The organism is Desulfovibrio sp. Huiquan2017 (assembly GCF_017351175.1).
Lineage (GTDB): Bacteria > Desulfobacterota > Desulfovibrionia > Desulfovibrionales > Desulfovibrionaceae > Pseudodesulfovibrio.
In genome coordinates, this window is sequence record NZ_JAFMPN010000003.1 from 242,989 (window position 1) to 259,150 (window position 16,162).

General features: G+C 50.6%; 6 protein-coding genes. 5 read left to right on the forward strand and 1 reads right to left on the reverse strand.

The annotated features are described in order from the left end of the window. Nucleotides 1-465 precede the first annotated feature (465 nt). The 5 genes from J0909_RS03770 (at nucleotide 466) to J0909_RS03790 (ending at nucleotide 11,982) form a co-directional block, all read left to right on the forward strand. Nucleotides 466-3,891, forward strand: coding sequence for an AAA domain-containing protein (locus J0909_RS03770; protein ID WP_207260584.1), 3,426 nt, complete (start codon nucleotides 466-468; stop codon nucleotides 3,889-3,891). After that, entirely contained in the window at nucleotides 3,888-5,282 is a 1,395-nt protein-coding gene (locus J0909_RS03775) for a coiled-coil domain-containing protein (RefSeq protein ID WP_207260585.1), read from the forward strand. Before J0909_RS03770 ends, J0909_RS03775 begins: the two co-directional genes overlap by 4 nt. Before the next feature lie 17 nt (nucleotides 5,283-5,299). Further along, nucleotides 5,300-7,495 carry a DUF8727 domain-containing protein gene (locus J0909_RS03780; protein WP_207260587.1) on the forward strand — a complete coding sequence of 732 codons (2,196 nt, stop codon included), beginning with the start codon at nucleotides 5,300-5,302 and terminating at the stop codon, nucleotides 7,493-7,495. A 135-nt stretch (nucleotides 7,496-7,630) separates the two neighbouring features. Beyond that, entirely contained in the window at nucleotides 7,631-9,226 is a 1,596-nt protein-coding gene (locus J0909_RS03785; RefSeq protein ID WP_207260589.1) for a DUF2357 domain-containing protein, read from the forward strand. After that, nucleotides 9,223-11,982 (forward strand): hypothetical protein, encoded by a 2,760-nt coding sequence (locus tag J0909_RS03790; protein WP_207260591.1) that lies wholly within the window; start codon nucleotides 9,223-9,225, stop codon nucleotides 11,980-11,982. The genes J0909_RS03785 and J0909_RS03790 overlap by 4 nt, the downstream gene beginning before the upstream one ends. A 58-nt stretch (nucleotides 11,983-12,040) precedes the next feature. Here J0909_RS03790 and J0909_RS03795 read toward each other — a convergent pair whose 3' ends face one another. After that, entirely contained in the window at nucleotides 12,041-15,895 is a 3,855-nt protein-coding gene (locus J0909_RS03795; protein ID WP_207260593.1) for a P-loop NTPase family protein, read from the reverse strand. Nucleotides 15,896-16,162 lie beyond the last annotated feature (267 nt).

Sequence of the window (16,162 nt, forward strand, 5' to 3'; positions counted from 1 at the left end):
CTGGACTTATTCGCTGCCAAGCCTATTCGTAACTCCCTGTCGCATGCTGTGTGGAATGCGCGGAATGTCGCCCTTTTCGCATAGCGTCGTGGGAAAAGCGGACATATAGCGGACACAAACACATTCTCTTAATTCAATATTAAAGCAGCTTACTGATGGCAAAAAGCACCAACCAACAGCGGAAGATCCCCATGAAACCCATAGCTAATGGGAATGGCGCACAGAAAAACACGATTTTGAGAGACAGCTTTGCCGCCCCTCTAAACGAACGAACGCTCGTCCAGGGCATGCCGGGCTAACTATTCGCACCTGTCCCAAAAGCAAACACTCACTTGACTCTACATTTATATAAGCTATACGAATAGCCACATGATACAGACAGGTAGACTAACTACTATCCTCTAAGAATCACTATCAAAAGCGAGAGAACAAACTGTGTCCATGCCGACGGATTTAGTTGAGCAAATGCTTCATCAGCTGAAGACCTCCGACCGATCGGCGAACCTAAGAAGCCTGTCCTCTTCTCTCCGCAGGCAGACTGACGCTCCAGACTACCTCGTATTGCAGCATCTCAGAAAGTTTATGGAAAACGGGGAACTCGAGTGTATAGGCGGGATATGGAAATCGGCCAGCACTACCCCAGCGAGCTCTTCAACGTTTTTGCCTTTCGTCTCCCAAGATACACACGAGGCCATCTGGTCGGGAAAAGTCCGGCCTTGTCCTGAGGAAGAAGAGGACCGAGAGGGGGAGCCCCACGCAAGCCAGGGGAAATGGGAAAAATTCCGCAATCTGCTCAGATACTACATCCAGTGTGTCCGTAATGAGGAAGGAGCGGACGCCCATGCCTATCTCAACCATCTTAACGACAGCTTTATTTTCTTGCGAAGAAGCGGTTTTTGGCAGCCTCGCCCCGGAGTGCGCTGGCAAGCTACCATCCCACTAGGAACACATCTCTCTAACTTCATAGCCCAACTCCCTGGTGTTGGGGATGATTCCACTGTGGTTCTGGGTTACCCGCTTAACGCGTCTTTCAAGCAAGGCGAGAACGGGATTAATGTCAGCGTACTACGCCCTGTTTTCCTCTATCCTCTCCAGGTAGAAGTTGTTGTACAGGGGCTGCGTTTAACAATTGAGGACCCCTTTCCGGAGATCAACCTAGGTTGGTTGGAATATGCATTTTCCCGTAAGGCGGGCCGGCAGCGCAATTTCCTCTCCGCATGTGGATTCATGCGCACAAGGATGCCAGAGGATGGCAATATAGAACGAGAAAAGGGTGAGGCGGCCCCAAATCTGGATGTGTTGACTTCTGCCCTATCCTCATTTCTTCCTGATAAAATTCGAGAGCGACTCGACTTAAGCGACATCCCGGACATGCCGCTCGAAGAACCCTTTGCAAACGGTATCTACAATCGAGCCGTCGTCATGTCGGCGAAACGCACGCGCTACAGCCGACGCTTGTTGCAGGAACTTTCGATTATATCCAACGCCCCGGACGAGGTGTTAGACAGCACAGCTTTGGCTTCGATCTTTACGGAACGCACACTTCCCGTTGCGATACCGGACGAAAACAACTCGGTGGAAGGCGTGGTGACCGACGTTTTCCCTTTCAATGCTTCTCAACGCCAGGCAGTAGCCTCATTATTACAACGGGATATTTCCGTGATCACCGGCCCCCCGGGAACCGGCAAGAGTCAAGTGGTGGCAGGGACAGCCGTCAATGCCCGTTTTAGAGGCCAATCTGTACTCATAGCCAGCCGGAACCATAAGGCCATTGATGCCGTCGTTCAACGATTGGTCGATCCCTCAGGATGCCCCATGGTGGTCCGCGCCAACTCCAAAGAGGATCCCAGTCTACGCTATACCTTCGTTTCGGCCATACGAGATATGCTGACGGCCCAGCCGGACTACGCTGCACGGGAAACCGCTGGACAAGTTCTCGAAGACTTGTCGGCCCGATTGAAGGAACGCGGCTGCGAAGCTGATACCGCAGCTAAAATACTACGAATTTCAACAACGCTCGGCGCAATCGAGAGCCGACTTTCCTATCTGCACAGAGAATTGCCCAAGGAACTGCCCGAATACTTGGACCCAAAACCGCACAGCTTTCCGGCTGCGGATGTCCGGGATGCAGCGGAATCGAAACGATTCAGCAACACCGGACAAAAGAACTCACAAATTTCGTCTTGGCCGGGATGCCGTATCCTTTTCCTGTACCTTCGGCTACGCAGACGTATCAAGCATATCCCCGGGATGCCTGTCCTTCCCTTTTGGCCAGGTATCCACGGTCAGAATCTGTTGGGTGAGGCCTTGGGGATGCTCATAAAAGCAGCAGAATATGCCGAACTCCGCTCAAGAGCCCGCGAAATGGAAATCCATGCGACGGAACTGCCAACACTGGAAGAAATTACCGAAAGAATAACTCGTATCGATCAGCGCATGGCGGACATTTTGCCGGGACTTCTCACTTTGGACATAAAACGGCGCATGGGGCTTAGAGACGAGGATACGAGAGCCAAACTGGCCGGCCTGCGTGCGGCATTGAAAAGTATCAACACGGGTCTCGCGGACGGTCGGCTGGATGGACAAGCCGTGCGTGAAATCAGTTCGCTCGGCAAAGAAGTCCTTAACGCCAGCCCGATTTGGGCCGTGACCAGCTTATCTGTCGGTTCGCGGCTTCCGTTTTGTCCGGGACTATTTGACCTGGCGCTGTTGGATGAAGCAAGCCAGTCCGATATTCCTTCAGCCATTCCCATCCTGTTTCGGGCGAAACGAGTAGGGGTCATCGGTGACCCACTTCAACTCACGCACACCAGTCGGCTCAGTCCGGCCAAAGATACATTAATGCGGAAAAATCTCAACTTTGAACGAGTAGAAGACCAACGATTCGCGTATACAGAAAGCTCATTGTATGACCTATGTGCCGGAACGACAGGGGTTGTGCCTATTTTCCTGGACACGACATACCGCAGTGCTGGCGATATCGCCGAGTATTCAAGCTCACTCTTTTATAACGGCAGGCTTCGGGTAGGAACAAACAGCGCAAAGCTCAATCCTCCGCCGGGCGTATCTTCAGGTATTCACTGGACCGAGATTCAAGGCCAAGTCGAGAGCGCGGGGGGAAGTGGCTGTCATTGTCCAGCAGAGGTGAAGGAAATTGTGCGCCAAGTTGAGACATTGCTGGGAGACGGTCGATATCGGGGAACATTAGGTATCGTGACTCCCTTTCGCCAACAGGCCAACCGAATTCAAGACGCCCTCTATGAATCCGGGGTGAACTACCAGGCGTTACAAGACGCTCAGATGCATATCGATACCGCCCATGGTTTTCAGGGAGACGAACGGGACGTAATCCTTTTCAGTCTGTGCGGAGGGCCGGACATGCCGCGGGGCTCGCGCTACTTCCTGCGGGAGACCGGCAACCTTTTTAATGTCGCCGTGAGCCGCGCCCGCGCCGTCCTTCATGTGGTTGGCAACCGCCAATGGGCAGCCCGGTGCGGTATCCCCCATATAGAACGTTTGGCCCGCCCGGAGGAATATCGCCCACCAACTCCCAATAAAAGTCCTTGGTACCCTCATGAATCTCCGTATGAGGAGCTTCTGTATACGGCTTTGGTGAATGCCGGGTTGGCCCCCAAGCCCCAGTATCCAGTACGCTACAGACGCCTCGATATGGCCCTTGTGCGACAGGGAAGTCCTGAGCTTAAACTGGACATTGAAGTAGACGGAGACTGTCACCGAAATTCTGATGGATCCCGCAAGCGGGATGACCTGTGGCGCGACATTGAACTGAAAGGCATGGGATGGAAAGTGGTCCGCTTCTGGACGTATCAGCTCCGCGAGGATCTGCCTGGATGTGTGACAAAAATTATGAAAATGTGGGAGCAGGCATGACCGACACCAACCAAGTCACCGATATTTCTGTCGACCAAAAACAAAAATCTCGAATTCGAAAACCAGTGGCTTTAGATAGGATGTTCCCTCCCTTATGGTTCATGGGAGGACTGATCTTTCTTGTTTCTTTGCTACTCCTTGCCATGGGATGGAAGATTATGGCTCTTGAGGAGGAACGAACGGAATGGCGCACGACTGCAGCTCAAGAGCGTAACGAATTGGCTCTTGCTAAGCAAGAATTGCAATTGCAACAGCAACAACTCATCGAACAGGTGGCGCGGCACCGTGAAATTCTAACACAACTTCCCCTGTTGGAAGAAAAAAGTGTGAACCTCACACAAAAGGTTGCCGTTTTACAATCGGAAAAGGATACGTTGGAAATTCGATTGAAAACGGCCTCCGAGCAAATGACCGCAGCCTTGGGAAAAAATGAAAAGGCCCAGCAGGAGATGCAGGACGCCCTCAAGCGTAGAGATGGCGCGCGAACCGAATTCAACGCCTTGTCCAAACAAACAGAAGGATTGCAGAGTGAAGTGGACGCGTTGTCGCGAAAGGGCAATGCACTGAATGACCGTGTGACCTCCCTGCAAGGACAGCAAATCACTCTCGAAAAGGATATTGCCGAACTGCGACAAACACACGATGAACTGGATACACGGGTTGCCAACCTGAAAAACCAAATCACGGGCAAAACACAGGCCCTTCAGGCGCTTCAGCAGGATGGGCAAGTGTATGCAAGCCTGACCAAGGGATTTCAGGATATTCTAGCCAACTTTAAGAACTTGAACCGCGAAACCGACCAAACGGTCAATAGCCTGAAAACCGAAGCCGAAGCTCTCACCGCCTTGGCTGAAATTAAGGGCAAGGCTGTTCAGGCTGCGGAAGGATTACAGACTGAAGCCGTAAATGCGCACAAAACAGTGGGAGCCTTGGAGCAGGAAAAGGAACGCATTCAGGATGCGACCTCCGAATTAAGTCGACGTGTTGCGAAATTCGCCGAGCAGGCTGAAAGGGTACAAAACCTCGCGGACAAGACGGGGCAGGGTGTCTCGCAATTTACTTCAGTCACCTCAAAGCTTGGCGATGAATATCAAACCATTCAGGAATCCAACCAAGGATTTTCTTCCCAAATTTCCAAGTTGAAGCAAAGCTTGGAACAGATATCTGAGAATACAATTACCTTGGTTGAAGAAATTTCTACGTTGAAGACAGCCTCTGCCTCCGCTGTTCAACTGGGCAAAAAGACAAATCGCTTCGATGCACTGTTGACGAATTTGGAATCATTTGCGCACAAGTTGAATGCAATGGCCTCAGACCTGAAAGACCGGTCTAGCGACTCACCCGGGAAAGGGCAGCAGGCCATTTCAGACACTAACAGTAAACCTCAATAGCCGGAGATAATAACAAAATGCATGCTTCCCTTTTCATTCCCGCCAGTCTCTGGTTGCTGTGCGCCGCCCTGGTTGTGACTGTGTTACTCTGTTTTTTCTTTATGCATTTCTTTTGGCGCAAAAGGCAGCGGGCCTTTCTTCGGGACGGAGAAGATGTTGTCGAGTTAGCTGCGCGAAAGGTACAGACCGAAGCCGATGTTAAAGCCTTACAGGACTGGATCGCACAACAAAAAGACGAGTTGCTGCGTTTAACCGGGGAACGGGAGGAACAGGAGCGTATCCGCAACGAGCTCACGGATCTGGAACAACGATGTTTGGCCAAGGATCAGGAAAACGAGGCCTTGCGCCAAGAAGTGGGCGAATTGGAGAACCGGAAACATATGGCCGCTCAAACATTGGAGCAGCTTCAAAAACACATCGGAGATATCGAAAGCAATCGAAGTCAGGCCGAAGCATTGAAGCGCGACATCAAAGAGATGGAAAATCGTCTGGAGGAATCCCGAGGCATTTTGGCCAAAGTACCGGAAGCAGAGATCCGTCTAAATGTTTTGAACAGGGAAAAGACCTCCTTGGAGGCACGTATTCAGGGCCTGAAACAGGACGCTGCCACAGGGAATGCGACTTTGGCCAAGATTAAGGAGGAGCTACAGAGCGCCGAAGGCGAGCTTGATACATTGAACGAAAGCCGTAAGGAACGCGCTCAACTGAATGTACTCGTAGACTCGCTACGTTCCGAACAGAACGCGCTGGAAAGGGACGTAAGTAGGCTTGAGACTTCGATCGAATCGTTGGGTGAGAAATCCCAAAAGTTGACAGAAATGGTCGATGACGGAACGTCGGCCTGTGAGGATCTGGGAAGACAGCTTGCCGTAAAAAGAGAAGAACTCGATCGGACCCAGGAGGCTATCCAAAAGCTTGAAATCAGAAAAGACCGTTTGGAATCGGAGGTTGAGGGACTGGCTGGAGCCGACACGGGGGCTGACAGCGAGGGAGATGACAGGCGGTATGCCGACCTCCTTGTGCGTAAAGCCAATTGCCTACACCAGAATGAATTTGACGAACCGTCGCGTGAGACTGATGAATACACAGCTCTCCGAGCATTCAAAGAAGATCTGCAGCGGCGTAAACTGTACTTTCCTTCCCGGGTCATCGACGCGTTCCACACCTCACTCAAATGTCAAAAGATCAATCCGCTCACCGTGCTTGCCGGAGTTTCAGGCACGGGTAAGACGTTGCTCCCCATGAAATACGCTGAATTCATGGGACTGCATTCGCTCGTGATTCCAGTGCAACCCAGGTGGGACTCTCCTCAAGACCTCTTTGGATTCTATAACTATTTGGAAAAAGAGTATAAAGCCACGGAGCTTTCCCGAGCTTTGGTGCGCATGGATCCATACAACTACCGGGACGGGAAGACTGACGATGGTTACATTTGGCCCAGAAAACGATTGCTCATGGTGTTGCTTGACGAAATGAATCTGGCCCGTACTGAATATTATTTCAGCGAGTTCCTATCAAAATTGGAACTGCGTCGCCAAGTGGACAACTCAAACGAACCGGCGCAACGGGACAAGGCGGAAGTTGAATTGGATACCGGACCGGGGCGGCAGCAGAGCCTTCGGATTTGGGTACCGGAGAACGTTCTTTTCGTGGGAACGATGAATGAGGACGAAACAACACAGACACTGTCGGACAAGGTTCTTGATCGATCCAATGTCCTCCGATTCGGGAAACCCGACGAACGGCAACAGTCGGGAAATGAGGGACAGCAATCAAATCAACATCATCCGTTTCTCACCTATAAGCAATGGACTGACTGGCAAAGAGAAAGCCGTCCCAACGACTCCTGGTATGATGAAGCCACCGGCTGGATTCGCTCCATCAATAATGGGTTGGAGCGGGTAGGCCGTCCGTTTGGTTTCCGCGTGGAAGATGCCATTCTTCTGTACTTGGCAAACTATCCTGGCGTCGACCATGAGGACCGATACAAGTTGGCCTTTGCCGACCAGATTGAACAGAAGATCATCCCCAAATTGCGAGGGTTAGAGATGGACGACCTCACAATCGGATGCCTTGGAACCGTGGAATCCGTTATCGCCGGCTTGGGGGACGAGGCCCTTTCCCGGACATTCAATACGGCCAAAGACGAAAGCAAGAATCTAGGGATGTTCACTTGGCGTGGCGTGACAAGAACCCTGGATGATAAGGAGTAAGCCGTGAACGGGGCTGCCCCTGTCCTGTTGCACCTGTGGCCTTGGTCTGTGAGCAACCCGGGCTCGAATGAGACGAAGGAGCTTGGTCAAGGCTCCGTGATTGTGCCCTTTTTCGGAAGCCCGGTGTTGTCCGTTATGGAAGACGCATCAATTCTTTTGAACAAAAGGTATGAAAAATTCCTTCCTTTTGGCCCAGCCTATGTGTCCACATTCGGTCGCTGCCAAATCTATCAGGCTCCGCATGGCGTCATTGCAGAAAAGAACGGCGGAACTATTTTTTCTCAGAAAAGCGGCCAGAAGATAACCATCGCCACAGGCTCCTCCTGCGAGGAGATCGCATTGCAAACAGAAGGTGCTGTATCCAGCCTTTCGGAACATGCCGGGAAGCGGACCGAAAGCGTACTTTACCGAACCGTTCTGGCTTGGTCGAACTTCTTCGATGAATGTATTTTAAAATCTTTGGACACCAGCCGCAGCAACAAACTTCCTTGGACGAACCTTTTAGGAATTTTAAAAGAAACCGATGCAAATGACACTGAACCCCGTATGGCGCTCATTGTCCGCATTGCCGAACGATTGAATAAACAATTGCCTTTGATCGTGCAGGCGGCCAGGCGTATCTTGGTACGGGAACGCACCATGGTCCCGGCGCCACGGGTGGCTGAAACGGATACCGCTTGTCTTCGATGGTATGTCCGCCAACCCGGCACCACGTCAGCCCAAAAGGCGGCTGCCAATCACCATCGTCTTTTGGCCGTAACGCGTCGAGAATCCCGGGACACTCTGGAAAATATGGTGCTCAAGGATTTTTTAAAGCGAAGCGGCACCGAATGTCGACGCTACCTTAATTTTGACTGTACCGAGCAGCAGCGAACCCATTCCGTGCGTGGCCGCTACGTGAACGCTTTCGGGCACATGTGTAGGATGCTTGCTTGTCATCCCCAACTGGAACAAATATCGCCTCCTCCGCCGGCCGTTCGTCCCAATTATGTGCTCCAAAATGATTCCCGCTATAAGCAGATTTGGGAATTTTACCTCAGACTCCTGCGCCGCGAGGATGCGGAAGACCGCCTTTGGGACTGGCAGGCCAGAACCTGGGCTGATATCGCACGTATGCTCGTTAATGTAACCTTGATCTCGCTTCTCGAGAATATGGATGGCACCCGGCATTTCGAAATAAAGGAAATTTTGAAGTCTGCATTGTCCGTTCTCCCCGAACAGCGGCTAGGCGCTCGTGTCGAACCCGGCTGCGAGCCCGGTCCTTTTTTGGTTATACCGAATCATAGCGACAACTCCGGGACGATATTGGAAATTGTTCACCCCTCACTGGCCGGAAAACACCACACCACCAAAACTCTGGGGCGTCTGGGAGGCCATCTTTATCTGGTCTTTACCTCTCTGGACGGAAAGCGACAAACGGTTGTCGTGATTTGGGCGGTTCACACGGCGGGCGGGTCACCCGAAACAAGGCCGGCATGGCCCGATATCGCTAATTCCGCATCCCGCGCCTTAAACCGCCATCGGGTTCTTCTCGAAGAAAGAACAAGCGACTTCCCGTCACTGCACGCGTTTGTTCTTGCCAGCGATCTGGAGGCCGAAGAATCCGAAATCTATTCTGCGACAGAGGGGAATGTGCATCTGGTTAGGATTCCGACCGATCAGAAATATTGGCACTCCGCCGTACAGTATATCGCCTTGGTTGTCGAAGAGATCTTGGAGCTGGTGATATGAATCATATTCAAGGCATTTCTGCATTCGGACTCAAGGATTGTGTCGCCACGATGGACAAGGGGTGCACAACAAACGATTTTTACCTCGCTGATGCCGTGCTGCCTCAAAGTGCCTTGGGCCATATCCGCATTGGCGATGATGCCGAAGAAGAACGAATTCATTCCGGTCTGCGCTGGCCTCCCGAAGCGCGAGTGACGCCGGAGGCCCCTTTGCGACGTGTGCCCATACCTGTGGCATGGTCTCTGCTGGTGGATGCTGGGGATCGCCCCGTACGTTGGAATGCCGGGAAGGGAGTATCCATACCCTTGGCAACTATCCTGACGGCCCATATCAAGGGTCTGGTGGCCCCAAACAACGCTTCATCTCCTCTTTCTGAAGAAATCGTCGTTGCAATCCCCGACCATTTAGATGAATTCGGCCAGGAGGCCCTCCTTCAAGCCTTTGGCCGCAGTCGGAACCAGGTGCAACTGCTTTGGCGCCCTGTGGCTGCCGCCATGGCCTGGCTTGACTTGGCCCGTCCCGCCGATCTGACGGACGATGATTTCATGCTCGTGATCTACATGGGACCGGATGGGATGGAATTCACGACCTTCGGCCTAAAAGAAGAAGTATGTAAAGGGCAAAGGTTCGTACTGCCTGTGCGGAACCGTCCTTTGCATGGCCCCTTGCCTGCAGGCTGGGAATGGGCCTGTGCTCTGTCCGCAAAAGCTGATTCGATCTGCCAGGAAGATTACGGGGCCTTTTGGCAAACATTCACCAATTTCCCGGAACTATGGGAAACAATCGCCGGGATAGACTGGGATGTCCACCATCTGCCGCAGCCTTGGTCCACAGCTGAAGGATGGCGCTCTTGGAATCCTGATCAATCATTGCAAGAGCAAGTGTATGATTGTGCATTGGGGCAATCCGAAATTCTACTAAAATTGCTCAGGAAATCCTGTTCTATTCCTCTGACCAACCGCAAGGGGCATGGCCGGACCTGGAACGAGCTTCTGGGCAAAGAATTAAAGACGGCCCTGCTGCGACAAAAAGGGAAATTGAGGGGGGCAGTTCTCTGTGGCCCGTTGGCTCCGCCGCAAATACCCCATTGGCTTAATCAAGAGCTGACTCTGCCCCCTGGGCCAACACCCAAACCGGACAAGCTATGGATACCCAGCACTTGTAACGACCCGGTGGCTGTTGGAGCGAGCCTTTTTGGAGAACGACTCGCGGCCCACCTTCCCACCTATTTAGATACACTGCCAGGTTTGGCCCTACTCACCCAAAAACAAGGGGATTTAGAATGGGTGGATATCGTAAAATCCAGCGAATGCCCTGGTGGACGACCTTATACTGATAGCATTGGCAATCGTTTCTTTCTCCCCGAAAATTCTTCCTCTATGAATATCCATTTTAAAAAAGAAATACGATTGGATAACGAGAAAAAACCTAAAAAGCCTGTTTCCAAATTCCGCAACGAGTTCATACGTCCTATTGAAGACAAGGTCAGAGGACTCGGAAGTGTTGATGCAGTTTTTGCTCATAAGGCTTGGGACTTGCATCCCGAACTTCGCGATTATGCTAGAAACTATGCCAAGTGCCTTTATTGGAAACCCGATCTATCGAAATCTCCTTTTCGGCAAGGAAGCGTTGAATTTCCTGCAGCTCCGGTCAAAAATGTTCACTTGACGGTCAACGTCGAAATGCGCCCCGCAAGTGGCTTGGCTCGAGTTCAATTTGTGCCGGAAAAGGAAGCAGCCCTTATGGGGCGGCCTGTGACTTTCGATTATTCCCGCATGGCTCCCATAGCCGAAGGGGATTTGCCGGAACCTCAACTACGTTGGCCGGAACTGCTACACATTGAAACAACAACCGACACGGGTGCATTTAATGACACTCACATCACTAATTTTCTTCAACTTCCGGACACTGTAAATGATGCTACTTTCATAGATAATCTTGATGCAATGAAAGTCGCAGTTTGTACAGGGGTATTGGCCCCCCACAGCGGTGTATTTCTCAAAAAAATAGATGAAAAAGGAGAGACAAACGTCCTGCAAGGGAATGCTATAATTTCTAAAATTGCGGCTCGCATAGAACGGCAGTCAAAAAGATTCCTTGAAAAAAATCGGACTTGGGTAAGTCAAAATACGCGTATCTTTCTTATTCGTTCCTCTTGGCTTTGGGCTGCAACACCACAACGAGTTATTGGATATATTGAACATTATTTTTTAAATCATGAACAAAACAGATATGATCGAACATGGAATTATCTTGTTGAATCTTCTAGCCGTTGTTTTACCACAGACAGCCAATTCAAAATTATATTTCAGCAGGTCTATAACCGGTCAGTCCAAGACCAAGGAAATCCATTTCCTCTTCCTGTTATGCGTTCTTTAGCTCGCATATTGACGTATCGAGAAACAGCTTGGCAGGCACTCAACAATGCTATGGTTACACATTTTGCCAACCGCACTGCACAAATCATCTGTGCTGAAATCCAACAAAACAAAGTAGAGCAAATTTTTTTCCAAGGCGCTCTTTTTATTCTTGGTCTACTTCGCGTTAGGATGGCCGAGCCCTCTTTTCTGGATCCCGATGAACCATCCGATACCTTCAAAAGAATTGAACACTGTTTATCTGAAGGGATGGAGATCGCCCGCACTCAGGGCAAACCCACCAAGACCGTTAATTTAATCGAACAAATAGTGAATTTTATGTATTCGAAAGGATGTAAAGGGATTATTAGCCAAGTGGCTGCACAGGCTGGAGAATAACGACTTTCATTCGATCAGCCCCCAATAAAACGTTGCACCTTAATCAGCATGCAACGCTCTATGCGTCAGCGTCTTCTTCGTCCAAGGCTCGTCCCTCGGCAAGCGAACGTTCTATATTATTTGTTGCAGACTTATGGATCGCGTCATAAAGCTCATAAGCTGGATCTATTTTACTCATAGAGGCAAGCATTTCTTCGGCGCGCTCCTTCATCTTAATATCTTGCGGGAATGGCTGCCCCAATGTGCCAGAACGACTACCATAAATGGCAGAAGATTGTAAGGATGAGCAGATATCCATATAGGCTTCTCTTCCAACGCTCCTTGCTGCATACAAAATCCGCGAGACAAACGCATGCTCGCTAAAGACAAATGTCTCTGGCACTTCTCTCAACAAGACAGCAAGCACCGCAAAATGTGCGGAGGTTCCTCCTGCTCCCCAAGCTTCAAGTGACGAAGCAAAGGCCTGGCAAGTCAGTCCAAAGAGCCCAACAACCATATCCGTAAATTGATACATAAAATGGTGATCTGAAATTTTCAGTAACGCCCAGTCCAAGACCTCATGAAGCATTACCCCTCCTTCTGGGAGCTCCAGAAGGTTGAGTGACGCTTCGCTATCGACTCCTACAGGTTTGTACGTCCAGTCGTTCAACGTGGTCGCGCGCTCCAACCTTGCCTTTGCCAATTTGAGAACCTGGCCCGGATTCCGAGTTGTTACTCTTGCGAGAAATCTCCGGACAAAGTGGTTGTCGAGGTTGTTGGGGATAATCAAAAGCTGGAGGAGACACTCCAAGTTTTCTTCGTTGATCAAGTCGAACGGGATGTACTGGTCATCATCAAGCCACATAAAGACTTCGCCATCAGAGGCATGTGCCAAAGCCGAATTTCCATGGGCGATAAGGTCGATCGCAAGTCGTTTATCTTTCTGCGCAACCTCTCGCAAAATCCACGATGCGGATTTAAGCACGGCGGCATCCTCCGAACAAAATATTCGTCTAAGAATATCTTTGTCGGCCCCGTTGATTTGTCGTGCCCCAAAAATCCCGATTGCATAGGCTCGGGCGATTAAAGGTAAACAGTTATCTCCGGACTCAAGTAGTGAATGGATACGCTCATGCGCTTTACTTGGCTCATGCACCAACAGCGAAGAAAGCGCAGATGGGACATATCCAGCCAAAGGTGACTCGGGATTCCGTTGTCCTACTGCAATGATTTCCCGAGCCACGGCTGCCTGATTTCTGATCAGCCGGTCGAGAAAGATGTGCGTGGAATGAAGCAGATCTTCATGATAACTCTCTAGGTCAACAAGGCGTTCTTCAAGAAACCAAACCAAATCCACAGCATTCGGGAATGAGGCCTCCAATTCCTTCACCAACTTTTCCTGACGTTGCTCGTTATTATGGAGGCCTTCACGGTCAAGCGGCCAAGTATCATGTCCCCATCCATCCATAAGGACACGAATTACCCGCGTCTCGAGATCGCGGTCGAGTCGAGCAAGAATACATTTTGCGGGCTCGGAAAGAGATTCTTCAGAATACCGAACAACCCTGGATACCGTCTGTCCTAGACGAACCAGGACTATCGCCGGGAGAGAATTCGCTTCGACGACAGCAGTTATACGCGACAATGTGTCGGCGAACTCCTGAAACCAGGCTGCATGGGCTGCGTCCGAAGGCTTATGGTTCATTATTCCTATCGGACCTCGGATAGCGCTACCGAGCAACTTCGCGGCAGCAAATGCCTGCCGGTTGTGACTGCTGACAAGACTTTCGAGGATTGTGTCAATGACACGTTGGCGCATGGAAGCGACTGCTTTGGGGTTCACTCCGTAGGGCGTAAAAATAACCGAACGCTTTGCGGCCTCGGAAGTATGACCTTCCGTCGCAAGCGATCCTTTGAGGACGTCAAATGGCGTTGCCACTTCGGTCCAGCTGTCCCTATAAGGCACGAGGGAAAGCCCGAAATCAACAACCGTTTCGCAGTATGCGATTGCCTTTCCTGGCTCAGGAGTCGCAAGCTCCGTGAGCAGTCGAAGTGGATGGTTAGGATGTTGGTGCATTGGCCTCGCATCTCCTTTCCCGACATCCCACAACAACTCGCATGCGTTAGGCAAGAATTTGAGATTATATGACGCATTACGAATCATACGACAGACGTATTCGTCGAGGCCATGCCCTTCTTCAACGAGGCGCTGGGCAAATCCCAAAGCTTGGCGGGGCTGAAAGTAGGCAACAGAAGCCGCAGCCTTCACTTGAGAATTTTGATAGCCGTTCTCCCATTCAAGATTCGACCAAATTCTATCAAGCAAATGGCTCGCAGAGGTGTCTCCCTTGTTACGACGCCAATCGAGTCTACCGAGATTAAGAAGTATATGTTCCTTATGCTCAGGAATGGTCGCATTGAAAATGGTTTCAGCGTAGCCGTTGGATTCACCACTTGATGTAATACAAGCCCTCTCGATTATTGAATCAGCAAGTAGATCCGGTGACAAACGGTACAGCGCACCTCGTTTGAACAGGACACCAGAGTCTATAAGGAGCCGAGCCAGCCGCGACGCGTCCGGGGCATTAATCCCTTCTTTTTCACTAAGAAGTCCTCTAACATGAATATCATCAGGCATCATCGGCTGAATTAAAGCAAGAATGCGCAGCATTGCGCTGATGCGTTCTCGATCTTTCCCCTGCGCAATATCCCTTGTAATTACTTGCTCATAACGTTTGAGTACGGCTGCACTGAACTCTTCATTCGATCCTAAAAGCTCGGGGTGCAGTCCCTCCTTCGCAACGATTTGCGCTCCGACCACCACAGCAAGCGGACTATCGTACGCCATGTCCGCAATCATTGGCGCAAGTTTAGTGGATGCGCCATGCTCTTTCAGGACTTGCGAGGCGAGTTCGATGGCATTTTTTTTCGTTGGTTTCTCCAGCGGGACAGACGCGACGTACTCCCCCGTTAGCCCTTCTCGAGCTAGCTCCCCTTGGATGACATCTACCCAGTAGGGGCGATAGACAAGCAACAGTCGCGTAGTGTTTCGTTCATCTCCCGCATATCGTATTAATTGATTCAAGTCGTCGCGATCGTGGGCATCATCTACCACCAAGAGCTTTTCCCCTGTTCCAAGGTCTTCTAACCCTTTCGCGTCAATCACCTCAGTTGGAGAAGCTACAGCCACCCGAACAAAAGGATGGTTAGCTGAAAAAGATTCAAGTGCAGAACGAAGCACACGTGACTTGCCGCCACCTGCTGGGCCTATAAGGCTCGTCACAGCCACGTTATGATCAGCAAACGCTGCACTGAGTTGACCAAGTTCTGAACTTCGTCCGACGAGTTCCCATCCTTGGTTAAAAATTCTGCCTTTAACGAGTTGCGGTGTGAAGAAGCCCTTAACGGTAAGCCATGGACCAGGCCCCATCTGTCCGGTCAACGCAAATCGCTGGGAAGGGAAAAAGGTATCGACAATACGGACCTGTTCAGTTTTAGGCAGTGTACGGAATTTGCTCGTTATATCAGACTGATCCCATATATCCCATCCCCTGGCTTTCTTGATCTCCTCTCTTGCTTTAGGACTCGCGATGCGTGAGAGCAGGATGTACTTTTTTTTAGCTGGGATTGTTTGCGCCTTGACGGCTTCCCGCACTTTGGCTGGGCCGAACTGAGCTTCCCGCTTGCACTGAAAGGTAAAATTCGCGCCATCAGTGAATACGGCTTCGAGGTCTATACCACATTGTTTGTGTCCGGTTTTCCCCGCTTGATGAACTTCGGCCTTTTCCCGATACAAGGCAGTTAAAAAATCAAGAGAGAAGTACTCAAAACTCTCGGGACTTAAAGCGCCCAGTGGCAATAGGAGGTCAAATGATACAGAGACGGATTCATGAACTGATTCGCAGCATTGTTGACGCGATTGAGAGTTACCCATTGGATTCCTACCCCTAGTTCTTGTCTACGTTAATGGGCGAAGCGTTGAATTCATTTTATGTGATTAAAAAGATGTTTCTGATTGTTACCCTTCCATTTCTCTCTAGTAAACTGATTCATCAACCAATGAAACAACCAGGCAGGTCAATCGGTATCTATTCATTTTCAAATGAATTTATGACAGATTTGCAACCACCTCCTTCAAATCCATTGAGCCGGAGTCAAATCCGCCATCCCTCTCGCCGTCGCCTGCGGTAATCACGACGCA